Source organism: Saccharopolyspora erythraea, assembly GCF_018141105.1.
GTDB lineage: Bacteria > Actinomycetota > Actinomycetes > Mycobacteriales > Pseudonocardiaceae > Saccharopolyspora_D > Saccharopolyspora_D erythraea_A.
In genome coordinates, this window is record NZ_CP054839.1 from 5,004,990 (window position 1) to 5,030,731 (window position 25,742).

28 protein-coding genes and 2 pseudogenes are annotated in these 25,742 nt (G+C 71.8%); 8 read left to right on the forward strand and 22 right to left on the reverse strand.

Annotated elements, in window-relative coordinates:
• Nucleotides 1–2 precede the first annotated feature (2 nt).
• Nucleotides 3–974, reverse strand: coding sequence for a phytoene/squalene synthase family protein (locus HUO13_RS22575; RefSeq protein WP_211897100.1), 972 nt, complete (start codon nucleotides 972–974; stop codon nucleotides 3–5).
• Between the two features lie 393 nt (nucleotides 975–1,367).
• Here HUO13_RS22575 and HUO13_RS22580 point away from each other — a divergent pair, with 393 nt between their 5' ends.
• Nucleotides 1,368–1,640 (forward strand): hypothetical protein, encoded by a 273-nt coding sequence (locus tag HUO13_RS22580; protein ID WP_211897101.1) that lies wholly within the window; start codon nucleotides 1,368–1,370, stop codon nucleotides 1,638–1,640.
• A gap of 71 nt (nucleotides 1,641–1,711) precedes the next feature.
• On the opposite strand, the gene HUO13_RS22585 is transcribed toward HUO13_RS22580, so the two are convergent.
• Nucleotides 1,712–2,692 carry a TIGR03557 family F420-dependent LLM class oxidoreductase gene (locus HUO13_RS22585; RefSeq protein WP_211897102.1) on the reverse strand — a complete coding sequence of 327 codons (981 nt, stop codon included), beginning with the start codon at nucleotides 2,690–2,692 and terminating at the stop codon, nucleotides 1,712–1,714.
• Nucleotides 2,693–2,826: 134 nt separating this feature from the next.
• On the opposite strand from HUO13_RS22585, the gene HUO13_RS22590 reads away from it, so the two are divergent.
• From HUO13_RS22590 to HUO13_RS22605, 4 genes and pseudogenes are all read left to right on the forward strand, one after another.
• On the forward strand, nucleotides 2,827–2,988 hold the full coding sequence (locus tag HUO13_RS22590; protein WP_211897103.1) for a hypothetical protein: 162 nt from the start codon (nucleotides 2,827–2,829) through the stop codon (nucleotides 2,986–2,988).
• 412 nt (nucleotides 2,989–3,400) lie between these two features.
• Nucleotides 3,401–4,669, forward strand: coding sequence for a multidrug effflux MFS transporter (locus HUO13_RS22595; RefSeq protein WP_211897104.1), 1,269 nt, complete (start codon nucleotides 3,401–3,403; stop codon nucleotides 4,667–4,669).
• 176 nt (nucleotides 4,670–4,845) lie between these two features.
• Nucleotides 4,846–5,499: an HNH endonuclease family protein gene (locus HUO13_RS22600; RefSeq protein WP_249123951.1), complete on the forward strand. Its 654-nt coding sequence runs from the start codon at nucleotides 4,846–4,848 to the stop codon at nucleotides 5,497–5,499.
• Nucleotides 5,500–6,177: 678 nt separating this feature from the next.
• Nucleotides 6,178–6,528, forward strand: a pseudogene (locus tag HUO13_RS22605) (transglycosylase family protein); the annotation flags it as partial.
• A 129-nt stretch (nucleotides 6,529–6,657) separates the two neighbouring features.
• Here the strand turns inward: HUO13_RS22605 and HUO13_RS22610 are convergent.
• The 10 genes and pseudogenes from HUO13_RS22610 to HUO13_RS22655 form a co-directional block, all read right to left on the reverse strand.
• Nucleotides 6,658–7,440 (reverse strand): ABC transporter ATP-binding protein, encoded by a 783-nt coding sequence (locus HUO13_RS22610; RefSeq protein ID WP_211897106.1) that lies wholly within the window; start codon nucleotides 7,438–7,440, stop codon nucleotides 6,658–6,660.
• Nucleotides 7,441–7,531: 91 nt separating this feature from the next.
• Entirely contained in the window at nucleotides 7,532–8,380 is an 849-nt protein-coding gene (locus HUO13_RS22615; protein WP_211897107.1) for a DUF4097 family beta strand repeat-containing protein, read from the reverse strand.
• Nucleotides 8,381–8,520: 140 nt separating this feature from the next.
• Entirely contained in the window at nucleotides 8,521–9,069 is a 549-nt protein-coding gene (locus HUO13_RS22620; protein WP_211897108.1) for a toxin-antitoxin system HicB family antitoxin, read from the reverse strand.
• Between the two features lie 164 nt (nucleotides 9,070–9,233).
• A complete protein-coding gene (locus HUO13_RS22625; RefSeq protein ID WP_211897109.1) occupies nucleotides 9,234–9,683 on the reverse strand; it encodes a cupin domain-containing protein in 450 nt (149 codons plus the stop codon).
• Nucleotides 9,680–11,161: a GGDEF domain-containing protein gene (locus HUO13_RS22630; RefSeq protein WP_249123952.1), complete on the reverse strand. Its 1,482-nt coding sequence runs from the start codon at nucleotides 11,159–11,161 to the stop codon at nucleotides 9,680–9,682. Before HUO13_RS22630 ends, HUO13_RS22625 begins: the two co-directional genes overlap by 4 nt.
• A gap of 560 nt (nucleotides 11,162–11,721) precedes the next feature.
• A complete protein-coding gene (locus tag HUO13_RS22635) occupies nucleotides 11,722–12,486 on the reverse strand; it encodes a thioesterase II family protein (protein ID WP_282974202.1) in 765 nt (254 codons plus the stop codon).
• A 110-nt stretch (nucleotides 12,487–12,596) separates the two neighbouring features.
• Nucleotides 12,597–13,391, reverse strand: a complete 795-nt coding sequence (locus tag HUO13_RS22640; RefSeq protein ID WP_211897111.1) for a sugar phosphate isomerase/epimerase family protein — start codon at nucleotides 13,389–13,391, stop codon at nucleotides 12,597–12,599.
• 12 nt (nucleotides 13,392–13,403) lie between these two features.
• A complete protein-coding gene (locus tag HUO13_RS22645; RefSeq protein ID WP_249123953.1) occupies nucleotides 13,404–14,324 on the reverse strand; it encodes a sugar phosphate isomerase/epimerase family protein in 921 nt (306 codons plus the stop codon).
• 234 nt (nucleotides 14,325–14,558) lie between these two features.
• A complete protein-coding gene (locus tag HUO13_RS22650) occupies nucleotides 14,559–14,861 on the reverse strand; it encodes an ArsR/SmtB family transcription factor (protein ID WP_211897112.1) in 303 nt (100 codons plus the stop codon).
• 85 nt (nucleotides 14,862–14,946) lie between these two features.
• A pseudogene (locus HUO13_RS22655) lies at nucleotides 14,947–15,594 on the reverse strand (amino acid permease); the annotation flags it as partial.
• 137 nt (nucleotides 15,595–15,731) lie between these two features.
• Here HUO13_RS22655 and HUO13_RS37645 point away from each other — a divergent pair.
• Entirely contained in the window at nucleotides 15,732–16,214 is a 483-nt protein-coding gene (locus HUO13_RS37645; RefSeq protein ID WP_249123954.1) for an MmpS family transport accessory protein, read from the forward strand.
• Between the two features lie 192 nt (nucleotides 16,215–16,406).
• Here the strand turns inward: HUO13_RS37645 and HUO13_RS22665 are convergent, their stop codons facing one another.
• From HUO13_RS22665 to HUO13_RS37650, 8 genes are all read right to left on the reverse strand, one after another.
• The gene (locus HUO13_RS22665; RefSeq protein ID WP_211897113.1) at nucleotides 16,407–17,408 is read right to left on the reverse strand and encodes a proline racemase family protein; all 1,002 of its coding nucleotides are present in this window, start codon (nucleotides 17,406–17,408) and stop codon (nucleotides 16,407–16,409) included.
• Nucleotide 17,409: 1 nt separating this feature from the next.
• The gene (locus tag HUO13_RS22670; protein WP_211897114.1) at nucleotides 17,410–18,333 is read right to left on the reverse strand and encodes a dihydrodipicolinate synthase family protein; all 924 of its coding nucleotides are present in this window, start codon (nucleotides 18,331–18,333) and stop codon (nucleotides 17,410–17,412) included.
• Nucleotides 18,330–19,667 (reverse strand): NAD(P)/FAD-dependent oxidoreductase, encoded by a 1,338-nt coding sequence (locus tag HUO13_RS22675; RefSeq protein WP_211897115.1) that lies wholly within the window; start codon nucleotides 19,665–19,667, stop codon nucleotides 18,330–18,332. The genes HUO13_RS22670 and HUO13_RS22675 overlap by 4 nt, the downstream gene beginning before the upstream one ends.
• Entirely contained in the window at nucleotides 19,664–19,921 is a 258-nt protein-coding gene (locus HUO13_RS22680) for a (2Fe-2S)-binding protein (protein WP_211897116.1), read from the reverse strand. Before HUO13_RS22680 ends, HUO13_RS22675 begins: the two co-directional genes overlap by 4 nt.
• Entirely contained in the window at nucleotides 19,918–21,102 is a 1,185-nt protein-coding gene (locus HUO13_RS22685) for an NAD(P)/FAD-dependent oxidoreductase (protein WP_249123955.1), read from the reverse strand. Before HUO13_RS22685 ends, HUO13_RS22680 begins: the two co-directional genes overlap by 4 nt.
• A 132-nt stretch (nucleotides 21,103–21,234) precedes the next feature.
• A complete protein-coding gene (locus tag HUO13_RS22690; protein ID WP_211897117.1) occupies nucleotides 21,235–21,837 on the reverse strand; it encodes a helix-turn-helix domain-containing protein in 603 nt (200 codons plus the stop codon).
• 145 nt (nucleotides 21,838–21,982) lie between these two features.
• Nucleotides 21,983–22,387, reverse strand: a complete 405-nt coding sequence (locus tag HUO13_RS22695) for a hypothetical protein (protein WP_211897118.1) — start codon at nucleotides 22,385–22,387, stop codon at nucleotides 21,983–21,985.
• A complete protein-coding gene (locus HUO13_RS37650) occupies nucleotides 22,384–22,890 on the reverse strand; it encodes a DUF6236 family protein (RefSeq protein WP_349253328.1) in 507 nt (168 codons plus the stop codon). Before HUO13_RS37650 ends, HUO13_RS22695 begins: the two co-directional genes overlap by 4 nt.
• On the opposite strand from HUO13_RS37650, the gene HUO13_RS22705 reads away from it, so the two are divergent.
• Nucleotides 22,875–24,080 (forward strand): alpha/beta hydrolase family protein, encoded by a 1,206-nt coding sequence (locus tag HUO13_RS22705; protein ID WP_211897120.1) that lies wholly within the window; start codon nucleotides 22,875–22,877, stop codon nucleotides 24,078–24,080. The two genes, HUO13_RS37650 and HUO13_RS22705, sit on opposite strands and share 16 nt — an antisense overlap.
• Before the next feature lie 59 nt (nucleotides 24,081–24,139).
• Here HUO13_RS22705 and HUO13_RS22710 read toward each other — a convergent pair whose 3' ends face one another.
• Both HUO13_RS22710 and HUO13_RS22715 read right to left on the reverse strand, forming a co-directional pair.
• On the reverse strand, nucleotides 24,140–24,424 hold the full coding sequence (locus HUO13_RS22710; protein ID WP_211897121.1) for a hypothetical protein: 285 nt from the start codon (nucleotides 24,422–24,424) through the stop codon (nucleotides 24,140–24,142).
• 249 nt (nucleotides 24,425–24,673) lie between these two features.
• Nucleotides 24,674–24,928, reverse strand: a complete 255-nt coding sequence (locus HUO13_RS22715) for a hypothetical protein (protein ID WP_211897122.1) — start codon at nucleotides 24,926–24,928, stop codon at nucleotides 24,674–24,676.
• Nucleotides 24,929–25,353: 425 nt separating this feature from the next.
• On the opposite strand from HUO13_RS22715, the gene HUO13_RS22720 reads away from it, so the two are divergent.
• Entirely contained in the window at nucleotides 25,354–25,725 is a 372-nt protein-coding gene (locus HUO13_RS22720; RefSeq protein WP_249123957.1) for a PH domain-containing protein, read from the forward strand.
• Nucleotides 25,726–25,742: the final 17 nt, after the last annotated feature.

A 25,742-nucleotide genomic window follows, 5' to 3' on the forward strand; every position in this document is an offset into this window, starting at 1 on the left:
GGCTACGGACCACCTGCCCGCGCGCAGGCCACCGGACCCGGCCGGTGGCCGGACCGAGCCCACGCCACCCGCAGCACCGCCATCCCCGCCACCTGGAGCCTGCGCAGGTTGCCGACCCGCGCCCGGCGGGCGAACACCGCGAAGTCGGCGTCCTCGATCCGGTCGAGGATCTCGGAGTAGAGCACCAGCGCGGTCCGCACGCACGGCCGCGACACCGGGTGCAGCATCGCGATCCCCCTGGCCGCGAACCGGTAGATCTCCCTGGTGGTGGCGTGCTGGGCGGCCAGGGCGGACCGCACGCGGGGGTCGGTGCGCTCCCGCAGCCGGCACCACCGCAGCAGCGGCCGGTCGACGCCGAAGGCGGCCAGCTCGTCGGCGGGCAGGTAGACCCGTCCGCGGTCGAGGTCCTCGGCGACGTCGCGCAGGAAGTTGGTCAGCTGGAACGCCTTGCCCAGGGCCGCGGCGTGCGGTGCGGCGACGCCGGGCGGGCTGGCGGTGCCCAGCACCGGCAGGAGCTGCAGCCCTATAGCCTCGGCCGAGCCGCGCACGTAGGTGTCCAGCGCGGCGCGGTCCGGGTAGTCGGTGACCGTCAGGTCCATGCGCATCGAGTGCAGGAAGTCCTCGAACAGCCGCCGGTCGATGCCGTGGCGCACCGCGGTGTCGACGACCGCGGCGAGCACCGGGTCGTCGCTGCCGCCCCGGTCCAGTCCGGCGAACAGCTCGCGGGCGAGCACGTCCAGGCGCCGCTCCCGCGCGAGGTCGTCCGCCCCGGGCCGTGGGGTGTCGACCACGTCGTCGGCCCACCGCGCGAACCCGTACAGCGCGTGCACGGCCGGACGCTGTGCGGGGGTGAGCAGCCTGGTGGCCAGGAAGTAGGTGCGCCCATGGCGCGCGTTGAGGTCCCGGCAGCGCCGGTAGGCGGCGCGGAGCCGGGGATCGCGCACACCCGCTGCGTCCAGCTCGACTCGGCTCATCGCGATCCCGCGCCTTCCTGGGCAGGACCGAGGTGTCGACCCGTCGCGGGACAAGGCGGCGCACCGCCGGCGCCCGCCACTCGCCCCCGGCCACCGGACCTCGGGTTCCGGCCCACGCTACGGGGGGGTGGCAGCACCCGCAACTCGCACCGGCCACGACGCGGGAGTCCATTGTGGTCAGTCCGCGTCCAGGTCGGCCGCCGGGGCACGGCCACCGCTTTGAGACGGCTGCCACATCCGGCCGTCGAGCACGGCCCGTCATCGACGCCGTCGCCGGGCGCGGTTCGTCATCGGTACAGTCGCCGGCCCGCTCTGACCGATCTGCGACGAGGGCCCGGAACGCCCCGGGATACGATCGCCTCCCGAAAACCTGAGTGGAAGAGAGTTCTGGCGATGGCGCGTGACGCGGCCCGGTCTGCGACCTTCGGTCGCATCGACCCTTTCTGCTGGGTGCTGGTGGTGCCCATGCTCCTCGTCGGAGCGGCGGCGATCCTCCTGGGCGTGCTGCAGATCGGGATCGGGCTGGTCTGCATCGCGGCCCTCGTCCTGGTCTTCGACTCCTGGGTCAACCGTCCCCGCCCCGAGGACGCGCGGCGCCCCGGCCGCGCCCCCGCCCGCAGGCCCGCGCCGAGCCGGACGCGCGCGCGTCGCGGCGACGACTGGTGACGGAGACGACCGGACGGTGATCACGTTGCGCTACAACGCGATCACCGTGCGCTGACCGCCTGCCCGAACCGCTACTCCGGCGCGGCCTCGCGCAACGCCGGGAGCAACTCGTTCTCGGCGAACCGGAAGAAGCCGTCGGGGTCCTTGTCGACCCCGACCTGGACCAGCGCGATGTCGGTGAACCCGGCCTCCCAGAACTTGGCGACCGCCGAGACGATCGGTTCGACGTCGGGCCCGCACGGGATGCCGCTGCCGACGTCCTCGAGCCGGGCGTACTGGGTCGCCGCGGCGAAGGCCTGCGGGCCGGGCAGCTCGGCGTTGACCTTCCAGCCGCCCGCGAACCAGCGGAACTGCTCCCAGGCGCGCCGGACCGCGGCGTCGCGGTCGGGGTCCCAGGCGATCGGGATCTGACCGATCTTGCGGGTGGCACCCCGGTTCGCCACCGAGTCCCACGCGCGGCAGAACGCGTCGTCGGGCTCCACCGCGATCATCGCGTCCGACAGCGGCGCGAACCGGCGGATCGACTGGTCGCCCGAAACCGCGGTCGCGATCGGCACCCTGCGTTCGGGCAGGTCCCACAGCTTGGCCGAGTCGACCCGGTAGTGGCTGCCCGCGAAGTTGACGTATCCGCCGTCGAACAGCGACCGGATGATCCGCAGCGCCTCCGACAGCATCTCGTGGCGCACGTTGACCGGGGGCCAGCCCTCGCCGATCACGTGCTCGTTGAGGTTCTCACCGGACCCCACACCCAGCGTGAACCGGTCCTGCGAGAGCAGGCCGACGGTCGCCGCCTTCTGGGCCACCACCGCGGGGTGGTACCGCATGATCGGCGCGGTGACGTAGGTCATCAGCTCGACCCGCTCGGTCGCCTGGGTCACCGCCCCGAGGACGCTCCAGGCGTACGGCGAGTGGCCCTGCTCCTTCAACCACGGGAAGTAGTGATCGCTCATCACCTCGAAGTCGAAGCCCGCGCGCTCGGCGGCGGCGGAGTGGGTGACCAGGTCGCGCGGTGAGGACTGCTCGGTCATCAGCGTGTATCCGAAGCCAACCATGCCTCCACCCTGACACGGGTGCCTGCGCCACGCGCGCTGCGTGGCACATCGCACTGATCATCCACATTGGACTTCCGGGCCTGATGTGTCGTTCCGCACCCGGCCGGGTAGCCGGAGCCGAGGGGGTGTCGCCGGTGCTCGTACTCGCCCGGCAGGCCGCGGTCGCGGTGCTGGCGTGGATCGGACAGCGTCTGCTGGACCGGCTGGGCCCGGATGTGCCCCGCGCACTCGACGGGCAGGCGGATCTCCCGCGCGAGCGTTCCGGGAACGAGGACCGGCGCAGGAAAACAACTTGACATCCCTTGGCCGAAAATGCGCCGAAATCCGCCATTACCAGTCGTGCACACGATGTCGCTCAGTGCAATTCACTCGGAGTTCAGGAACTGACGCACATCGCGGCGAACTCGGCTTTTCCGCGGCCCGCGACGGCTGATCAACTCCACCGCCACCCCGGCCCTCGACACCGTGGGCCGCAGGACGGACAAGCTTCAACACCTTGCGCGGCAGGAACATTCCCGCGCCCCTCGACTTGGGACGAACCTCGCAGGCACGCCAGGCTCCCGCACGGGACTGCGCACATTATACGGCGCCGGGCCGCCTCCCACCGGATTTTGAGAATGTTGGGAGCGACGGGAACAAACCGATCTCCCGGGTTGCTCATCCCTTTGCCAGATCCCGATCTCGAACCCCTCAGCTCGAAAGGCCGAGATGAATCACGCAACCCTGGACGCCGAGTCCACGCCACCCCGGGCGGAGCAGGCGACCTCCGCTGCGAGCGGGCTCGAACGGGTCCGGGTCATCGTCGTCCTGGGGGCGCTGGTCGCCCTCGGTCCGCTGACCATCGACATGTACCTGCCCGCGCTGCCCGCCATCGGCACCGACCTGCTCACCACGTCGGCGGCCGTCCAGCTCACCCTCACCGGGACGCTGCTCGGCCTGGGGCTCGGGCAGCTGCTCGTCGGCCCCTTCTCCGACGCGGTCGGCAGGCGGCTGCCGCTGATCCTGGGAACGGTGCTGCACATCGCGTCCTCGCTGCTCTGCATCGTGGCGCCCAACATCGCGGTCCTGGGGCTGCTGCGGACGCTGCAGGGGGTCGGCGCCGCCGCGACCATGGTCGTCGCGCTGGCGGTGGTCCGCGACCTGTACTCCGGGCGCGCCGCCGCCACCGCGCTCTCCCGCCTCATGCTCGTGATGGGTGCCGCGCCGATCCTGGCGCCCACGCTGGGCGGCGCGATCCTGCTCACCGGTTCCTGGCGCGGCGTGTTCGCGGCGCTGGCGGTGCTGGGCGGCATCCTGCTGCTGATCGCGGTGTTCGCCCTCGACGAGACGCTGCCGCCGCAACGGCGCCTGCCCGGCGAGGTGCGCCCGGTGCTGCGCGCCTACCGCACGCTGCTGACCGACGGCAAGTTCCTGGTCATGGCCCTGGTGGCCGCACTCGGCATGTCCGGGCTGTTCTCCTACGTGTCGGGCTCCTCGTTCGTGCTGCAGGAGCAGTTCGGGCTCGACCAGCAGGAGTTCGCGCTGGTCTTCGGCGCCGGGGCGGTGGCGCTCATCGGCGCCTCGCAGCTGAACGTGGTGCTGCTGAACCGGTGGACCGAACGCCAGATCGTGCTGTGGTCGCTTGCGGGGGCCACCGCCTTCGGCGTGGTCCTCGTCGCGGTGACCACCACCGGCACGGGTGGCCTGCTCGGCTTCGTCGTCCCGCTGTGGTTCCTGCTGGGTGCGTTCGGGTTCGTGCTGCCCAACGCGCCTGCGCTGGCGCTGTCCAGGCATGGCGAGACAGCGGGCACCGCGGCGGCGCTGCTGGGCGCAGGCCAGTTCGGGCTGGGGGCGCTGATCGCCCCGCTGGTGGGCCTGCTCGGCAACGACGGCCCGGCGATGGCGCTCACCATGACCGGCGGCTCCGCGGTCGCGCTGCTGGCCCTCGGCGCCTTGGTCCGCCACGAACGCCGCACGGGCTCCGTCGAAGCGGTGTGACGACGTCGTGGTGAAACCGGGCCCGCCCTCGCGGATCGCGAAGGCGGGCCCGCGTTTGCGGGCCGTCGGCGGGAAGCCTTCACGGCATCGTCGCGGTACCGACATGTGAAAGCGGCGATTCGGATACCGGGAGCGAGGACCGTGGGAGCCCCACTCACCTTCCCCTGGGAGGTCCCGTGTTCCGCTCATCCGGACGACGCCGCCGGGCCGGTGCCCTCGGTGTACTCGTCGCCACCACCGCGTTGTCGGGGCTGGTCGCGCCGCCCGCGAACGCCACACCACCCGGCATCCCGAGCAAGGCCACCGCGCAGTCGGAGCTCAACGCGCTGACCGTCGCGGGCGAAGGCTCCATGGACGGCTACTCCCGGGACCGGTTCCCGCACTGGAGCACCGTCTCGGGCGCCTGCAACACCCGCGAGACCGTCCTCAAGCGCGACGGCACCAACGTCGTCGTCGACGGTTCGTGCGCGGCGACCTCCGGCCGCTGGTACAGCCCGTACGACGGGGCCACCTGGAGCGCGGCGTCGGATGTGGACATCGACCACGTGGTCCCGCTGGCCGAGGCGTGGCGTTCCGGCGCCTCCTCGTGGACCGACAGCAAGCGGGAGTCGTTCGCCAACGACCTCAGCCGTCCGCAGCTGATCGCGGTGACCGACAACGTCAACCAGGCCAAGGGCGACCAGGACCCCGCGTCCTGGCAGCCGCCCGTGAGCTCCTACGACTGCACCTACTCCAAGATGTGGATCAGGGTGAAGCACCACTGGGGCCTGCGGTTGCAGTCGGCGGAGAAGTCGGCGCTGCAGAGCATGCTCAACACCTGCTCGTCGTAGTACCGGCCGGGCGTGGGCCGGCAGGTTTCCGGTCCACGCCCCCGTCGCCGCTTCGCGGCCCACGCCCCCCGTTGCAGTTTCGCGGTCGACGGGGGTGCCGTTCCGCCGTCCAGGCCCGTCGCCTTTCGCGGTCCACGGCGGTGCCGTTTCGCGGCCCACGGCCGGGGATCTTCTACGTCTCCGGCCGATTCGCGGCCTGCGCCTCCACCCGGTCTGGACCACCGCCCGGCGGGCCGGCCAGGTGTCAACCAAGATCGGCTTTGCCCGCAGGACCCACTATCGTGCGTAACCCACGCGGGTGAGGTCTACGGACATGGCTGACTCAGCGTAGCACCCCTCATTCGCCCGCCATGGTCACTCGACCTGCGAAAACGCAGAATTCCGTGCGATCACCGTTTCGTCTTCATGACGGCCGTCACGGCTTGCTCAGGTTGGCGAGCCGCCGGTGGCTACGTAGCGTTTCCGGCTGTCGGCCCCGAACCGGCAAAGCCATAAACCGGAAGCTCGCAGCGCCGGACCTGCCCGGCGAGCTTCCCGCCCCCGAAACGACGAGCACCGGGCAGGAACGAGATCCCCCCGAAGGACGACCGATGCCGCCCCCGACGGCACGGGCCGGAGAGCGCACCACGCGCCGAACCCGGCGCCCGTCCTCTCGCAGGCGCGGCAGGAGAACGATCCATGGCGCGAAACCTCTTCAGCACCCGTGTCCTCGCCCGCGTCGCGCTCGCCGGTGCGATCGCCGCCGCACCGCTGGCCGCGGCGGTGCCCGCCGGCGCCGCCTCGGCCTCGACCTGGGACCGCCTCGCGCAGTGCGAGAGCACCGGGAACTGGAACGCCGACACCGGCAACGGCTTCTCCGGCGGGTTGCAGTTCACCGCCTCGACCTGGGCGGCCTACGGCGGCACCCAGTACGCCTCCAAGGCGTCCGACGCCACTCGCGAGCAGCAGATCGCCGTCGCCGAGAAGGTGCTGAAGGCCCAGGGCGCCAAGGCGTGGCCGGTCTGCTCGAAGAAGGTCGGACTCTCCGGCTGACCGGGCTCCCCCGTCCCGAGTGTCCGATGTGGACGGTATCCACGTCATCCACATCGGACACACCCCGAACTTGGGGTGGGAGTCGCCGATACCCCCGCGGCTCCCACCCCACCCCCAGCCCGCCGGTCAGCACCTCGACACAACGCACCTGACTGCTGTGTTCCCGGCGAAGAAGTCGCGGCCGAAGCCGCGCACCGGCGTCGCCCCGATCTCCCCGCGGCGCGGATCAGCCTCGATGTCCGGCATTCCGTCTGCGACCAGCCTGCCCCCGTGCAGGACCGCGACCCGGTCCGCCAGCGCACCAGCCTCCGCGCGGGACCGCGTGGCGAGGAAGACGGTGACCCCGGCGTCGGCGAGCTGACGAATGATCCGCCGGACGGCATGGCAGTCGCCGGGGTCGAGGCCGGCGGTCGGCTCGTCCAGCAGCAGCACCGGCGGCAACCCCACCACGGTCATGGCAAGTTCGAGCCTGCGACGCTCCCCTCGCGAGCACCGGGCGGCGAGTGCCCCGGCCACGCCGACCAGGTCGAACCGTTCGAGCAGGTCCGCCGCCCGGCTCCGGCCGTCGTCCTGGCCCAGCCGGTGCACGTCCGCTGTCCGCAGCAGGTTCTCCTCGACGGTGAGCAGTCCGTCCAGCTCCGTGAGCCCGCAGAACCCGACGGCCGAGCGCACCGAAGCGGGCTCGCGCACCACGTCGTGTCCGGCGACGCGCACCTCGCCGCAGTCGGGAACGCTCAGCGCGGACAGGAGCCGCACCACGGTCGTCTTGCCCGCCCCGGCCGCCCCCAGCAGGCAGAAGACACCGCCCTGCGGGACGAGCAGGTCGACGCCGTCGAGCACCGTGCGCGTGCCGTAGGTCTTGCGCAGACCGGCCGCCGCGACAGCCGGTTTCGGCCTGGTTGTGTTCATCTTCCCTCGATTCTGGGCGAGCTCCGGCGACCGGTTCGCGACTGCCGGGTCACGGTAGGCAGGACGAACCGCCGAAGAGGAACCGTTGCGGTCAGTCCGCCGCCACGGCCCGGCGGATGACGATGTCGCCGTGGAAGGTGCGCGCCCGGACTTCGACGGTCTCGTCGGATCGGCCGGGGCCATCGGACTCCGCCATGTGGTTGCGCACGGTGCCGGCCATGGAGGTCGTGTCCAGCCACGCGGCGGTGCCCTGGCCGATGCCGACCTCCAGCTCTCCGGACGCCGTTTCCAGCGTCACCGAGCCCCGCACGACCTCGCCGAGGCGGATGTCACCCGACGCGGTCTTGGCCCGCACCCCGGACCCCGCGCGGTCGACCACGATGTCTCCGGCGGCGGAGCTCAGGCGCACGTCGCCGGAGACATCGCCGACCCAGGTCTGACCGGCGATGTTCTTGATCTCCGCGGTGCCGTCGATCTCGCGGATCCGCAGGTCGCCCGCCCCGGTGACCTTGGTGTGGCCCACCGCACGCTCGACCGCGATGTCTCCGCTGGAGGTCTCCAGCCGCAGCGTCCGGCCCTCCTCGATGCGGATGTCGCCGGACGCGGTCGCGATCCGGCCCTCGCCGAAGCGGCCCTCGCACTGGAACTTCCCGGCCGCGGCCTCGGCGCGCAGGTCGGACCCCGCGGGCAGCTCGACGACGACGTCGATCGATCCCGCCCTGGTGAAGAACCCGTACTGCTTCGGCGCCTTGACGAGCAGCACGCCGTTGGAGAACTCGACTCGGGTCTGCTCGGCGGCCTTGACGTCCGCGCTGTTGCCCGCCCTGCTCGGGCGGACCTCCACGACGGTGTCGGTGCGGTCGCTCGCGACGATCCGGGCGGTTCCGAGGACGATGTCGACGGTGGCCGAAATCGGTTCCGGGGTGGAGAAAACAGGCATGGTGATCCCCTTCTGCGTGTTCGATTCCGCGTTCTCGCAGGTGGAACGCGTGTGGTGTCAGGTCGACCTGCGACCGGCGGCGATCACCCGGTCCGGGCCCTCAACGGCCGGCTGCGCTTGCGGGCTGCCGGCCCCGGCCGTCAGCGAACCCAGCCGGTGTAGCGCTGCCCGCCCCAGCGGTCGCGCTTCCTGGAGCGGCTTGCGTGTTCGTCGCCCCGCAGCGTGGTGGCGACGGCGCGGGTGAGCCACGCGTTGACCGACAGACCCTCCCGTGCGGCGGCTTCCTCGACGCGGAGCTTGAGCTGCTCGGGCAGGCGGAAGTTGATGCGCGACGTGGGGCCGTCCTCGGCGGCCGTCCCGGCGTGCGGGCTTGCTCCCGGCTCCGCCGACGGTGGGCCACCGGGCGCCGCCGGACCGTCCGGCTCGTCGCCGGATGGCTGATCGGAACCCGGCGCGGTCACGACGAAGTCCGGGCTGAGGCCCCGCAGCCGGACGTCGACCGAGCCCGGTGCCAGGTCGCGCGTGATCTCCTCCGCCGCCGCGGTGAGCGCGTTGAGCAGCGTCAGGCGCGCGGCGGACTCCAGCGGCGCGGTGAGCCGCTCGGCGAGCGCGCGGGCTTCCTCACCGCCGGCGTCGGCGGCGACGGCCAGCTCCCGGCGGAGGTTGTCGACGAAGGGCGTCAAGTCCATGGTGCCAATATGGCACCACTATGGCGCCATCGCAAGCACTTTGGCGCAAATGATGGCGCCACACTCCGGCGTCATGCCGCCATACCGCGTGGACCAGCGCAAACACTGAACGGCCCGGCGGTCAGCCGGGCCGTTCAGGGGGCGTCGCGGAGGACTCGCCGTGCTCAGGCGAGCGCGCGGATGCGTTCGGCGTGGTCGGGGTACTGCGCGCAGAGGTCCTCGACGTCCGGCGTCGAGACGATGTCGGGCGTGAACGGTGGCGACACGACGACGCTGGTGAGGCTGTGGTCCCCGAGCGTGCGCGCGGCCTGCACGACGCCGCCGGGCACCACGAAGTGCGGGTGCTGGCCCGCTTCGATGTCCGGCCCGATGACGTGGTCGCGCGGCTCGCCCTCGGCGGGGTCGAGCAGGGTGATCCGAAGCGGGTCGCCGGAGTGGTGGGTGAAGATCTCCGGGTGCGCGGCGGCGTGCCATCCGGCGTGGTGCTCGCGGGGCAGCAGCCAGTAGATCATCGTGGCGTTGTCGTCGCGCCAGGTCTCGCGGAAGTAGCCGTTGCACACGTTCAACGGCCGCAGGTCGAGGGTCCGCACGATCTGCTCGGACGCCGAGGTCATCGGATGTGCTCCTCCCGGAACTCGAAGGTGTGGGCGAGGGTGTTCTTGCCCCGCCGCTTGGCCACGTACATGGCGCTGTCGGCCCAGCGCATCAGGGTGTCGGTGCCCGCGACCGGCTGGTCCGGACTCAGGTAGGTCATGCCGACACTCGCGCTGACCACCAGCGGACGCCCGTTGACGTCGTAGGGTTCCTGCAGGGCTCGCAGCAGGCGTTGCCCCGCCTCCTCCAGCGGCTCGTGGACGTTGTGCAGCACCACCGCGAACTCGTCTCCGCCCAGCCGCGCCACCAGGTCGTCGGCCCCCGCGCAGCGGGTGAGCCGCCGGGCCGCGCCGGTCAGCACCAGGTCCCCGGCGGCGTGCCCGAAGTTGTCGTTGACCTCCTTGAAGTCGTCGAGGTCGCAGAAGGCGAGCACGATCGGCCTGCGGCAGTCGGCGAGGCTGCGTTCGAGCCAGTGCAGGAACAGCGTCCGGTTGGCCACCCCGGTCAGCGGATCGTGCAGCGCCTCGTACTCGGCTCTGCGCAGCAGGCGGTTGTTCTCCAGCAGCGTCGCGAGCTGGCGCAGGATGACCAGCCCCATCAGCGCCACGAACACGCACTCCTGGAAGCGGGTGAGGGTGAGCCCGGCCAGCAGGCCCGCGGCTATGAACACGGCGGTGGCGATCAGCGGCAGGTAGGGCACCGCGAGCTGGACGACCTCGCGCACGGCGCGGTGCGCGCGGCCCTCCTGTTCGCGGCGTCCGGTGCTCGGTGCCAGCGCGCCCAGGAAGAAGAACACCGGGCAGGCCATGAACCCCGCTTCCAGCCACGGCGGGACCGTCTCCGCCCCGGTGTCGACGTAATGGCCGAACAGCGCACTGGAGACCATGTAGGACACCGCGGCGAGCGCGATGAACAGCACCGGCAGTTCGCGCGCGCCGCGGCGGAGAGTGGCCAGCGCCACCGTCCCCGCCGCCAGCCACAGGTACGCCAGCGGGTGCGCGGCCAGCAGCGTCAGGATCGGCCCCGAGGCGTCCCAGCCCTGCGACAGGTGCGTGCCGAGCGTGACCGAGACGAACAGCACCACCGAACCGGCGATGATCACCAGGTCCAGCGCCTTGATGGCGAGGTTGCGGGGGTCTCCCAGCGGCGAGCGCGGCCCGGGTCCGCGTTCGTAGGCGTGGATCACCAGCGCCAGCAGCGCGATCACCGGTGTCAGCAGGAACCCGGCCGGTCCGAGCGTCGCGGTGGGCAGCGGGACCGCCACGACGACCTGGTCCCAGCTCCAGGCGACCAGACCGATCAGGAAGCACGCCATGGCCGCGCTCATCCACTGCCGCCAGCGACGCTGCGGTCCCCGGTGGCGGATCGCCGACCAGGTCCACGCCCCCAGCGCCGCGACCGAGGCCGCGACCTCCCACAGCTTGTTGAGCGCGATCGAGCCGGACCAGCCGAGCACGCCGCTGCCCGCGACGGTGATCTCGACCAGCAGCAGCACCATCGCCGCGGCGGTTATCCGACGAAATGACCTGTTTCCCGGAGCGCGCGCGAAAAACCCTTTTCCGACCACAGATTCCCCAGTGCATGCCGTGGCGAGCAGCTACGGGAACGGACCCTACTACAAGCGCGAAGCCGCAAGCCCGCAGTTCCGCCGTCCAGGTGTTCCGCGGAATATGCCAAAAGAGTGGGAAATCCGCCGTCCGGACCCATTTTCCGTCCTTTCGACTGCTGGTTCCGGACGCATGACGCGAGGTTGGCCGGATCGGCCGCCCGAGCAGGAGAACGCCGGAACCCGAATTCACCATTCACCGGCGCAGCATCAACGAATACCGCCGCCATATCCGCGAAAATTGCGTCGGACGCAAAATTCACGTTGTCCGGTCGGCGGAATCGGTGAGATCAACGCCCGGCAGAGTGAATCCGACCGCTCCCGCGTGTCAACACCCGGGAGGGAATCGCACTGATCCCGCGCGCGTCGGCACCTGGAGACGAACTCCACTGATCGGCGTGCGGTTCGGATGGACGAATCCCGCCGCTCGCGCGCGGTTCCGGGCAGCGGGATCAGCTGCCCGCGGCGGACCCGAGGTGCTCGGTGACCGTCCGCGCCACCTGCGCCACCTGGTCGTTGAGGTAGAAGTGCCCGCCGCGGAAGGTCTCCAGGTGGAAGACGTCAGCGGTGTGCTGCTTCCACTGCTGGGCCTCCTCGATGCTCACCCTGGGGTCGGCGTCCCCGGCCAGCGCGACGATCGGGCAGCTCACGTCCGGGCCCGGCCGGTACTCGTAGGTCTCGATGGCGGTGTAGTCGCTGCGCAGGGCGGGCAGGATCATCTGCACGATCTCCTCGTCGTCGAAGAGCCTGCTGTCGGTCCCGCTCAGCTGCCTGATCTCGTCGATCAGCCCCTTGTCGTCGCGCTTGTGCACCGACTCGTCCCGGCTGGTCGTCGGGGCCCTGCGGCCGGACGCGAACAGCGCGCGGGGCGTGCGGCCTCCCGTCGCCTCCAGCAGGCGGGCGACCTCGAACGCGGCGATGGCGCCCATGCTGTGGCCGAAGAACGCGAACGGCCGGTCCAGCAGCGGGGCGATGACCTCGGCGATCCGCTCGGCCAGCGCGGTCATGCTCGCGAACCCGGGCTCGCCACGGCGGTCCTGCCTGCCCGGGTACTGCACCGCGAAGACCTCCAGCGAGGCGGAGAGCTCCTTGGAGAGCTGGAGGTAGGAGCTGGCGGAGCCGCCCGCGTGCGGGAAGCACACCAACCGGGGCGCGCCCTGCGGGGCGGTGTGGAAACGCCGGAACCAGCTCTGCCCGTCAGGACCCAGATTCGCCACGCGCTACCTTCTTCGAACGGCTTCCCCCGGGCCGCGAGACCCCTTGATCGCAATCCTAGGTTCGCGTCCCGCCCACGAGCAACCAGGTCGGACCGCGGCCGCACCGGTGTTCACCAGCACGACAGCCCGGCCTCCACCAGCGTTGTGGCGTTGGCCTCGAGCAGGGCGAACGGGTCCAGCTCGGTGGTGTCGATCTCGGCCACGTGCCAACCGATCCCGCCGTGCTCACGCAGCACGGCGAGGATGTCGACGGCACCGCTGCCGAGCGGTGTCTGCGGTGCCCCGGGTTCGGCGGGACCGTCCTTGAGGTGCACGGCGAGCACGCGGTCGCCGAGGTTGGCCAGCACCGCAGCCGGCTCGGCTCCCCCGGTGGCAGCCCAGTAGAGGTCCACCTCGGCGGCGAGCCGCTCGCCTGCCCTGGACCAGAAACGGTCGTGGCCGGTCGTGCCGTCAGGCAACCGGGCCCACTCGAACCAGTGGTTGTGGTAGCCGAGCCGCACGCCGTGCGGCGTGAGGGCCTCGGCCGCGGTGCCGAGCACGTCGGCGAAGGCGTCGACGCGTCCTGGGTCGGCAAAGGTGTCCTCGTCGAAGCCGTCCACCAGGCGCGGATGCGGGACGAACGCGGTCGCGGTGCCGAGGATCGCGCACTCCTCCGCCAGTTCGGATACATCGCGCGGCAGAGCGGCGTGGACCGCGGAGACCGCCAGCCCCGCCGCGTCGAGAGCCGACTTCAGGGAGCGCGCCGACGCCGAACGCTCGGAGCGCGTGCGGTCCGGCGCACCGAGGCCGAACGGCTCGACGTGCCCGAAACCGATGTCGGCCAGGCGCCGCAGCGTCGCGTCGCGGTCGGCGGCCAACCGGTCGCGCAGGCTGTAGAGCTGAGCGGAGAGCTTGGGGGCGGGCATCGGGTCTCCTGTTCAGCCGGCGACCAGCGGGAGCAGCGTGCGGTGGGCGATGCGCAGACCCCGGGTGACGCGGTCGGGATCGCCGCTCCAGACCGGGTCCTCGTGCTCGACCGACAGCGTGCCGGTGAAACCGTGCTCGTGGAGGCGGTCGACCACGCGGACCCAGTCGATCTCCCCGAGTCCCGGCACCCGGTAGCGCCACCAGCCCGCCTCCCACGGGCGCTCGCGGTCGCCGACCCTGCCGAAGAACCCGTAGCGCTGCCGCGCGGACGCGTCGGTCTCGACGTCCTTGGCCTGGGCGTGCACGATGCGATCGGCGTAGGGCGCGATCGTGGCGACCGGGTCGATGCCGATCCGCAGCAGGTGCGACGGGTCCCAGTTCAGGCGGAAGCCCAGCGAGAACACCCACTCCCACAGTTGCGGCGAGTACGCCAGGTTGCCCGGGTAGCCGTCGGGGTGCCAGACCTCCATCACGCAGTTCTCGACGACGAGCCCGACGTCGCGCTCGCCCGCGTAGTCGACCAGTTCAGGCAGTAGACGTTCGGCTTCGGCGAGGTTGTCTGCGACCGTCCTCGTCCAGTCGCGGCCGACGAAGGTGCCGACATAGGGCACGCCCAGCGCCTGCGCGGCGTCGATGGCGTGCCGCAGGTGGGTGCGGATCTCCTCCCACCGAGCCGGGTCCGGGTGCAGGTTGTTCTCGTAGTAGGCCAGCGCGGACAGGCTCAGCGAGTGCCGGTCGAACAGCGCGAGCGTCTGGTCGACCTCGCGCGGGCCGAAGTCGGCGACGGGCAGGTGGCTCGCCTCGAAGTCGCGTCCACCGGCACCCGGCCAGACCGCAACCTCCAGTGCCTCGTAGCCGGCGCGCGACGCCCAGGCGGCGATCTGGGGCAGGGTCCACTCGGGGAGGCAGGCGGTGAGCATCCCGAGCCGCACGGATCCACCCCTTCCTCCACTGCCGCCCCGCAGCCATGCGTGGCGACGTGACGGGAATCGAGACCGGTTCTCCCCGACCCGAAAGTAGATGTGTTGCTCCGCACCGACAAGGGCCGGGCGGCGGAACGGCCGTGGTGCGGCACCAGCCTGAAGCCGCGGGGTGTCGCCGCCACGGCCGCCCTGTGTCCCAAGTGGACGGTTCGGTGAGGCGTCACCCGCCGGTGCCCGCACCGCTCAGCCCGCCGGGGCCGCACCCCGCAGGCTCTCCACGACCTCCGCCAGAGCGTCGACCGCCCCGGCGCGGACCGAGTAGCAGATGTTGGTACCCCGGCGCGAGGCCGTGACCAGCCCGGCGTCGCGGAGCACCTTGAGGTGCTGCGAGACCGTCGGCTGGCTCACCCCGAAGACCTCGGTGAAGTCGCAGGCGCAGGTCTCCGGCTCGACGGCCAGCCGCCGCACGATGGACAGACGGGTCGGATGCGCGATGGCGCGCAGCATTGCGACCGCGTCCACCTCCGTCGACGTCGCCGCTGGCATACCGGCATCACTCCTCGTCACAGCTCCAGTCGACCAGCCTACAGCGCGACCGCCTGGCGGCACTGCGCTCCGGCCGTCGCGGATCTCACCCCACCTCGGCGCCGGCACGACCGGAGCGGCCGTGCAGCGCCGACCGCCGGTAGCCGTAAGCCAGGTAGACCACCATCCCCACGACCAGCCACGACACGAAGCGCGCCCACGTCACCCACGTCAGCTCGCTGACCAGCCAGAGCGAGAACAGCACGCCGACGGCGGGCACGAACGGCACCCACGGGCAGCGGAAGCCGCGCGGCAGATCGGGCCGCGTGCGTCGCAGCACCACGACCGCGACCGAGACGACCACGAACGCCGCCAGGATGCCGACGTTGGTCCGCTCGGCGGCCTCCCTGATCGGCAGCAGCCCCGCGATCAGCGCGGAGACCACCCCGACCACCCACGTCACCCGGTGCGGCACCTTGCGGACCGGGTGGGTCCGGGCGAACCACGCGGGCAGCAGCCCGTCCCGGCTCATCGCGAACCACACCCTGGTCACCGCGAGCATGTTGGCGAACATCGACGTCGTGATGCCGAGGACGGCTCCCGCGGCCACCACGATCGCCAGCGACGGCAGGCCGACCGCCGCCAGCGCGCTGGAGAACGGGCTGCGCGGGTCGATGTCCCGGTAGTCCTGCATGCCGAGCAGCACCACGCACACCAGCACGTAGACGACCGTGGCGATGCCGAGCGAGAGCACGGGCAAGACAGATAGACCCGCAGGTCGCGGCGCAACACCAAGTTGCGACCAGCGCTACAGCAACGTTGTTGAAGGTTCAAGCGATCACAAGTCGTCAGGGCTGGAGCTGGCGCACAACAGAAAAGGTAAGAACGATCATGGCTAAGTACTACCTCGACCCGCAGACCGGTCAGCGCGTGGAGATCAAGAAGACCCACAAGTTCCGCAACTTCGTGGTGTTCCCGCTGCTGGGTCTTGTGGCGATCATCGTCATCGCTTCGGCCGCGAGTGGCGGCGGGAGTGCTCCTACCGCCCCCTCTGCCCCTGGCGCGGTAGTTCCGGCCGACAACGGCTCCGCGAACACCAGTACCGTTGTGTTCGAGGTTGAGGGTGGTAGCGCCGCGTCAGTGACCTACATGGACACTCGCGGGCAGATGAGCCAGGAAACGGGCGCTGCTCTCCCCTGGCGCAGGGAGCTGACCGTTGAGAAGTCGTTCTTCATGCCCCTGTCGCTCACCGCGACCAACGGCATGAACGGCGGAAGCGGCAAGATCACGTGCCGGATCATCAAGGACGGCAAGGTTGTTGCCGAGAACAGCGGTTCGGGCCAGTTCGCCACCGTGTCGTGCAACGGCAGCTGACCCAAGCTGAACGACGAAGCCCCGGATCGTCATGTGATCCGGGGCTTCGTGCTTCTGCGCGGCCCGTCTCATGGGCGGCGCGGGTTCTGGGCAGCACGGGTCGTCCGGAGGGCCTGCGCCCACCGGTGGGAAGCAACGGGAAACCAGGCTTCCCCTGGCGTCATCCGGACCGGCGCGCCGGAGTCTGGCCGGTCAGAGCGTGAAGCCGCGCGGGAACGGGTCGGCGGGGTCGAGGAGGTACTGGCCCATGCCGGTGATCCACGCGCGTCCGGTGATCGTGGGCACCACCGCCGGGATGCCGCCGACCTCGGTCTCGGCGACCAGCCGCCCGGTGAAGCGGGTGCCGAGCAGCGACTCGTTGACGAAGTCCTGCCCCAGCGCGAGTTCGCCGCGCGCGTGCAACTGCGCCATGCGCGCCGACGTGCCGGTACCGCACGGCGAGCGGTCGAACCACCCGGGGTGGATCGCCATCGCGTTGCGGGAGTGGCTGCCGTCCCGGCCGGGCGCGACGAACTGCACGTGCTTGCAGCCGCCGATGCCGGGGTCGCCCGGGTGAACCGGGCGGTCCCGCGCGTTGATGGCGTCCATGATGGACAGTCCGGCCGAAAGGATCTCGTCCTTCCGCGACTTGTCGAACTCGACGCCGATCGCGCTGACCGGCAGGATCGCGTAGAAGTTGCCGCCGTAGGCCATGTCGTAGCGGATCCGGCCGATGCCCTCGACCTCGACCTCGGCGTCCAGGCGCACCGGGAAAGCGGGCACGTTCTGGATGGTGACCGACTCGGCGCGGCCGTCGCGCACCGCCACCTCGGCGACCACCAGCCCGGCGGGGGTGTCCAGCCGCACCCGCGTCACCGGCTCGCTGACCGCGACCATGCCGGTCTCCACCAGCACGGTGGCCACGCCGATCGTGCCGTGCCCGCACATCGGCAGGCAGCCCGAGACCTCGATGTAGAGCACTCCCCAGTCGGCGTCGGGCCTGGTCGGCGGTTGCAGGATCGCCCCGCTCATCGCGGCGTGCCCGCGCGGCTCGTTCACCAGCAGCTCGCGCACGTGGTCGAGCTCGGCCACGAAGTGCTCCCGGCGCTCGGCCATGCCGCGGCCCGGGATCGTGCCGACACCACCGGTGATGACCCGCGTCGGCATGCCCTCGGTGTGCGAGTCGACCGCCGAGAAGTACCTCGCCGCCCGCATCTCAGGCCACCACCGGTCGCGCCGCGAGGTGGTCGACGGCCCTGCGCATGTCGGCCTCCAGCGCGGCCAGCTTCTCCGGGGGCAGGGGTCCGCGCGGCGGACGGCAGGGGCCGCCGAACCTGCCCACCATCTCCATGCCGTGCTTGATGGCCTGCACGAACTCGGTGCGCGAGTCCCACCGGAACGCCGCGACCAGCGGCTCGTACAGCGCCCGGGCCTGCTCCAGCTCCCCCGCCCTGGCCAGCTCGAAGAGCCGGACCGACTCGGCCGGGAACACGTTGGGGAAGCCGGCGAACCAGCCGGTGGCCCCCATCAGCAGCGACTCCAGCACCACGTCGTCGGCCCCCGCGACGACCTCCAGCTCAGGGGCCAGCTCCCGGATCCGCAGCACCCGCCGCACGTCACCGGAGAACTCCTTGACCGCCACCACGCCGTCGATCCGGGCGATCTCGGCCACCACCTCCGGCGTGAGGTCCACCTTGGTGTCGATCGGGTTGTTGTAGACCATCACCGGCAGCCCGGCCGCGGCCACCTGCTCGAAGTGGCCGATCACCTCGGCGGTGTTCGCGCGGTACATCGTCGGCGGCAGGCAGAGCACGCCGTCCGCTCCGTCCTCGGCGGCCCGCTCCGCCCACTGCCTCGCCTGGTGGGAGCCGACGCCGTGCACGCCGACCACGACCACACCGTCCGAGCCGACCGCGTCGACGGCGGTGCGGGCGACCGCGCGGCGCTCGTCGTCGGTGAGCGACGAGTACTCGCCGAGCGAGCCGTTGGGCCCGACACCGCGGCAGCCGTTGTCGACCAGCCAGCGGCAGTGTTCGGCGTAGCGGTCGAGGTCGACCCGGAGCCCGGCGGGTGCGGCGGGGTCGGCGGCGTAGGGCAGCGCGGTGGCGACGACGACTCCGCCGAGCTTCTCGTGCGTCATTCGGTTTCCTCCTGCGGTGCTGGGGCTTCGGACAACTCGGCCAGGCGCACCGGGACGGCCACGGGGCGCCGGGCGAACGCGGTGGGATCGATCCCGGCAACCAGGTCTGCGATGTTGGGGCCGCAGATCCGGCCCTGGCAGGGGCCGAGCCCGGCCCGGCTGACGAGCTTGAGCGACCGCGCGCCGGACGCCTCGCGCCTGCCGACCGCCTCGCGCAGCTCCCGATGGTCCACCTCCTCGCAGCGGCAGACCAGCGTGTCGTCGGTGAGGCGTCCCCGCCACCCGGGCCGGAGGGGATGCGCGCGTGCCAGCGCGGCCGCGAACCGGCGCCCGTGCCGCACGGCGCGCAGCGCACGGTGCGGCATGGGCGGCCGGACTCCGAGCCGCATCGCCGCGGCGGTGCCCGCCACCTCGCCTTCGGCGGCGGAGAGCTGCGCGCCGCCGATGCCGGTGATCTCCCCCGCCGCGAACACCCCGGGCACCGACGTCGCCTGCGCCGCGTCCACCAGCACGAACCCGTCGCGCAGCTTGCAGCGGGCGGCGACGGCGAGTTCGAGCTGGGGCGAGAAGCCGAACCCGGCGCACACCGCATCCGCCCGGACCCGTTGCTCCGTGCCCGCCAGCACGTTCCAGTCGGGATCGAGCCGCGCCGTCGTCACCTCCTCGACCCGGTCCGCGCCGTGTGCCGCGATCACCGTGGTGCGCGTCCTGTACGGGACACCGTTGGCGGCGAGCACCCGGGCGTACCGGGCCAGCTCGGCGAGCTTGCCCCGACCGGTGAGCGTCCCCCGCGGGTCGCGCAGCCACCGCGAGAACGGCCGTCCCGCCTCGAGCACGCCGAGGACTCCCGCGCCGGCATCGAGCAGGGACTCCGCCACTGGCAGCAGGAACGGGCCGGTTCCGGCCACCAGTACCCGCTCGCCGACCGCGACCCCCTGCCCCTTCGCCAGCGCCTGCGCCGCTCCGGCGGTGTAGACGCCGGGCAGCGTCCAGCCGGGGAACGGCAGCGCGCGGTCGTACGCGCCCGTCGCGAGCACCAGGGCCGGGGTGTCGACGCAGCGGCCTCGGCGGCCCGGACCGTCGGCCCTGCCGGTTCGGACGTGCACCCGGTGTCCGCCGTCGATCGGCTCGACCGCCCAGACGGAACTGTCCGGCCAGTGCTCGACACCGTCCGGGAGCCCGAATTCTCCTTCTGCGGAAAGGGAGTTCTGCCGGTGGTACTGCCCGCCGGGCCGGGCGGCGGCGTCCACGAGCACAACCCGCACGCCCGCTCGCGCGGCAGCACGAGCGGCGGCCATACCCGCGGGGCCTGCACCCACGACGACGACCGTCACGACGGCAGCTCCGCTCCGCGCTGCGTGCGCACCTCGTCGCCGTCCTCCAGAACCCGTTGGCACGCCCGGACATCGGCGATCCCGTTGACCACGACGAGGCAGTCGAAGCAGACCCCGATCCCGCAGAACACCCCGCGCGGCCGCCCACCTCGGCGAGTGCTGCGCCAGGACACCTGTCCCCGCGAGAGCAGCAGTCCCGCCACCGTCTGCCCCGGCCGCGCCTGCACCCGCGCGCCGTCCACCAACACGTTCACACCGGCACCCCCCGCACGACGGCCGGCCGGTCCACCCGGAACGGCTCGGGATCGACCACCGGATCCGCTCCGGTGAACAGCTCGGCCAGCAGCCGGCCGGTGGCCGCCGCCAGCCCGATGCCCGCGCCCTCGTGCCCGGTCGCATGCCACAGGCCCGCGACCCTGGGGTCCGCGCCGATGACGGGCAGGTGGTCCGGTGCGTACGGGCGGAAACCGCCGTAGGCGCGCATCACCGGCACGTCGGCGAGGCCCGGGAACAATCCGACCGCCTTGCGCGCGAGTTCGCGCAGCACGTCGGGGCGGATGGTCTCGTCGAAGCCGGCCCGCTGGCGGCTCGACCCGATCAGCACCGTCCCTGCCCTGGTCGATTCGACCACCGTGGAGGTTTGCAGATCCGCGTCGCCGCTGGAGACCGCACCGACGTAGTCGGCGTCGTAGACCTTGTGCCGCACCGTGCCCTCCGGCAGCGGCCCAGTGACCAGGACCAGGCCGCGGCGCGGGAGCACCGCGACCGGTGCGCCCGCGGCGGACGCGAACTCGCCCGCCCACGGCCCGCACGCGTTGACCACGGCGCCGCAGGGCACGGCGCCGCGGTCCGTGCGCACCTCGGCGACCGACCCGTCGGCCCGGCGGCGAACGCCGAGCGCGGCCACACCGGGACGCACCTCGCCGCCCCTGGCGCGCACCGCCGCCAGCAACGTGGTCGCGGCGAGCACGGGCTGCAACTGAGCGTCGTCCGGGTAGTGCACGGCGGCGGTGACGCGGGGCGTCAGGTACGGCTCCAGTTCGGTCGCCTGCGCGGCGGTGATGACCTCGGCGCGGACCTCCACCGCGCGCTGCGCGCGGGCGAACTCGACCAGCGGCCCGGCGCTCTCGCCGGTGGTCGCCACGACGATGCCGCCCTTGGGTTCCCATTCGACGTCGCCCAGCGCCTCGCCGAGTTCGGCGCGCAGTTCACCGAGCAGCTCCGGCCAGATCCTCCGGGACGCCTTGGCCAGTTCGAGTTCCGGTCCCGGGGCCTTGTCCGAGACGAGCACGTTGCCCTCGCCTGCCGCGGTCGTACCGCCGGCCGGGGCGCCGCGGTCGAGCACGGTCACCCGCAGACCCCGCGCGCTCAGCGCCTCCGCACACGCGGCACCGATGACTCCGGCGCCGACGACCACGACATCGCAATGCTGCAAACCGGACTCCCGACGTTCATTTCAATGAACGATCGGAGACTAAGTCCGGGTGTGATCCAGGTCAACCCCGGACCCGGGACGAGCCCGGTGGACGTCTTCTGATCCTTGCCCCGGTTTGCTCACTCGGCTTGCTCACTCGGGTTGCGACGTCGCGCACGAACCGCCGAGCGCGGGCGGTCCGGCGTCGGCCGGGTACTCCAGCAGCAGCACCGAGACCACCGGCCCTCCCACCGTCTCGTAGATGTGCGGCTGCTGGGCGGGGAAGCAGACGTAGTCGCCCGCCTCCAGCTCGAACGGCGCCTCCGGTGGCCCCACCCTGAGCACGCCGGAGGTGACGACCACGTGCTCGCGGCCGGGATGGCCTTGCGAGCGCTGCACCTCGCCGGGACGGACCCGCTGGTCGTACAGCTCGACGACGGTCTCGGTGAGGTCCATCCGCCGCAGCATGCGCAGGTCCACCGCGTTGCTGCTGAGCACCTCCAGCCCGCGGGAGCGGACCAGCACGACCTCGGGGTCGAGGCGTTCGGTCAGCAACGACGACACCGGCACCGAGAGAGCGTTCGACAAACTGAACACAGTCTCGATCGTCGGGTTGCCCGCCCCGGACTCCAGCTGCGACAGCGTTCCCTTCGCGATGCCGGACCGGCGCGCCACTTCCGACAACGACAGACCGGCCCGCTCCCGCAGCGCGCGCAAGTTCGCCGCGAGCACCTGCCCCGCGCTTTCCCGGCCCACCGGGCCTCCTTCCCGCAGTCGCGCCGGCCCGACCGGCGCGACTGCCAAGACTACGTCCGGCCTCGAACACCGCAGGTTCGCCGCTGGTGGTCTTCGCCTGACCGGAGAGCCCGGCCCTCCCCGAGCCGGAGGGGCCACGGCCTTTTCAGCACTGCAAGCTCTTGTGCACCTTGCGAAGCAGCGCGGAAGAATCAAGTTCCTGACCAACCTGGAACAGGTAGCCGGCCGGCGACTCCCTGACCGCATCGCGCCGCTGTGCCCGCGCCTGCAAGGGCACGGCGCTGATGGTGGCCGCGATCCCCGCGGCCCCGCTCAGCAGCGGGCTGATCCCGATGAACTGGGACGCGGTGGCGAGCAACGAGGGCAGCGCGAACGACTTGATGTTCACGAACGCCTTGGCCGCCTCGAGGTTCACGCTGCGCAACCGCTCGCGCAGGCCCGCGAGTTCACGCCCGACCGTACGCTGGACCTCGTCGCGAACGTACTCCTGGAAAACGTTGAACTCCTCGATGTCCTCGACTCCGGCGAGCCCTTCGACCTGTGCGGTCACGTATTCGCGGAACGTGTCGAATTCCGGACCGAACCCGTCCGAGCCTCGATGATCTTGTCGATCGGCACTTGCCCGAGCCCGGCGGGCACGACGGTCTCGACCGACATCAGCGCGAAGGCCTGGAGGACGTCCTTGCGGTGGGAATCGACCTGACCTGTGATCTCGCCGCCGAGGAGCACGCCGGCGATCCTGTCGACCGTCCACCCCGAGGTGGCCGAATGCGGGATGACCTGGTCGGTGACGGGGTGCAGCCGGTTCCTCGCCGCGTTCGTGGAGCTCCGGCGCCACGTCGACGAACCAGCCGAGATCGTCGCGCAGTCGCCGGGCGGTGTAGGAATCCATCGTCGGGTATCCCGGCGGACGGAGCCTGCCCATCTTCGGCGTACCCGCCGCGGGGCGCGCACCGCCCGAGGACGATCATGCGTGCGATGGCCGACCGTGCGACTCTGGCCGAGCGCATGAGCCGACGGGGGTAGCCATGGGGCTGGTGAGTGAGCAGCCACTGTTCGAGGCGTTCGGTCAGCGCGCGCTGCTGTTGACCACTTACGGCGGCGCCGACTTCGGCGAGTGCCTGACCACCGGTGCCCGGGTCGGCGCCGGGTCGGGCGATGACTGGCACCGCGAGTGGGTGGCCACCGCGGACCGGGTCGCGGCGTGGGGCGAGGAGTCCGAGCGCGGCAAGCACGCGGTGAGCGCGCGGTCCGCCTTCTTCCGCGCGGCGACCTACTACCGGGTCGCGAACATGCCGCTCTTCGGCGCACCGGTCGACCCGCGGCTGCGCGAGACCTTCGACAAGGAGACCGAGGTCTTCCTCAGGGCCGCCAGGCAGCCCGTCTGGCCCGACATCGAGCCCGTGGAGATCCCGTTCGGTTCGACGACGCTGCCGGGCTACCTGGTCACGGTCGACGACTCGGGTGCACCGCGCCCGACCATCGTGCACACCAACGGATACGACTCGACGATCCAGGAGATGTACTTCGCGCACGCACCCGAAGCGCTGGCGCGGGGTTACAACGTGCTGCTCTACGACGGCCCGGGGCAGGGCAGGCCCCTGATCCACCAGGGCCTGCACATGCGGCCGGACTGGGAGGCCGTCGGCCGGGCCGTGGTCGACTACGCCCTGACCCGTCGCGAGATCGAACCCAGCGCGATCGTGCTGTCGGGATGGAGCTTCGGCGGCTACCTGGCCCCGAGGGCCGCCGCCTTCGACGACCGCCTGGCGGCCCTGGTGGCCGACCCCGGGATGTGGGACCAGCGGGAAGGGATCGTCCGGATGCTGCCCGTCGACGACGAGGCCAAGCAGCGCTTCCCCGACGTGGACCCGCACGTGCTAGATCCCATGGTGGAGTGGTTGGAAAGCCCCGAGGCACCGGCGGAGATGCGCTGGAAGCTGCTCCAGCGGGGACTGTGGGTCCACGGAGTGCCGACCCTCTTCGAGTACATGCGCGCGATGATGGACTTCCAGCTCTCGCCGGTGGCCGCGCGGATCCGGTGTCCGACGCTGGTGACCCAGTCCGAGAACGACCCGCTCGCCGGCGCGGCGGGCATGCTCCACGACAGTGTCGGCGCCACGCGCAAGGCGCTCGTGCGGTTCACCGCGGCGGAAGGCGCGGGCGGCCACTGCGAGGCCACCGCACGCCGCCTCTACCACCAGCGCGTCTTCGACTGGCTCGACGAAGTGCTCAGCGGCTGATCGGCTCCCGGCCGCCGCCGGATCCAGTAGGCGAGTACGGCGGCGGCGAGCAGCGGGCTTCACACCGGGTACGGGAACAACAGCACCGTCAGCGCTTCCCCGCGCCGGACGGCGTTGACGACGATCCCCGGGGCCGACATGCAGCACGCGAGGGCGACCAGACCGCCGGGTACGACTGCCAGCGGGAGGGCAACCGGACGTTCGTGCAGCCACGGCACCCAGCGCGGGAAGACCTCGCCCCACCGGCTGATCAGCCCCAGGACCGGCACGCACGCCAGCAACGCCGCGATGCCGATCAGCGCGCCCTGCATGCGGGTCGTGAACCCGTCGTGGACGCCAGGCATCCCGACCGGCCAAGGGCGTGAGCCAGGTGAGGCGGACCAACGCGTACGGCAGCGGGCACAGCGCGGCGCCGACGGTGACCGGACGTCCCCATCTCTCCGCCGACTCCGGTCGCGTCCAGCGCGCGGTGCGGCCCGGCCGCCCCGTCGAATGCCAGAGGCGGAAGGCGAACACCGCCCAGAACACGGTCATCCCCAGGTTCGCCACCGTCCACAGCAACCGCGTTCCGAAAGGCCGCCCGCCGATCCAAGTCATGCGTATGGGGATAATGTCGGGTTCGCCGTGGTCCGCGCGGGCACCGTGGGCTCCAGCGGCGACCGCAGCGAGCTGCGCATCGACGCGCTGACCCGGCCGGCCGCCGAGGCGCTGCGCGCGGAGCTGCTCAGCCGCGCCGGGGCCGACGTGGCGGGCGATCCGCTGCTGGCCTCGCTCGACCCGCGCTGGACGCGCTCCGCGCCGTTGACGTTCTGGGTGTTCGGCGGTGTCTTCGTCGTCCTCGGCAGCACCTACCGGCTCTTCGACGCGCTCGGCGTCGAGCTCTGGCGGGTCGGTTTCGTCCAGCGAGCGTTCGCCGAGTTCGGCGCGAGCGCGCTGTGGCTGACCATTCCCCTGCTCGTGCTGGGCATCGCGGCCATCGGCAGCGTGGGCGCGGTCGCGCTCTACGTGGAGAACTGGTGGCGCTTCCGCCTGGAGTGGACCGGCCCGGCGACGCTGCGGGTGCGCCGCGGCCTGCTGACCACGCGGTCGGTGTCGATGGACCGCGGGCAGGTTCGCGGTGTGCAGCTTTGCGAGCCCTTGCTGCTGCGCGCGGGCGGTGGCCGCTGCGCCGCCACCCCCGCGTCGCGTTGTGCCTGGCGGGTGGTGCGCGGGATGACGTTCGTCGTGCTACCGGTGTCGGTGGCGCTCGCGGTGCTGGGACCTGCTGTTCTCGGTGGCCCTGCTGCACTGCGCGTGGATCTTCCTCGTCCTCGCGACTCCGGTCACCTGGTGGCTGGCCGCCGACGCGTACCGGAACCTGGGGCACGGCCTCGACGGAGAGCACGTGGTCGCGCGGTCGGGTACCTTCCACCGGACCTCGGTGGCGTTGCAGCGGCGCGGCATCGTGGCGTGGACGTTCAGCTCGTCGCCGTTCTCCCGCCGGGCCGGGGTGCAGACCCTGACCGCCGCGGTCGCCGCCGGCGAGCAGGGATACCGGATTCCCGACATCGCGGTGCAGGACGCGGCGCGCTTCGCCGACATCGCCGCACCCGGCATCATCGGCGAGTTCCTGGTACCCGACCAGAGCACTTCTCAACGCGCGTAGGAGCGCCTGGTGGATTC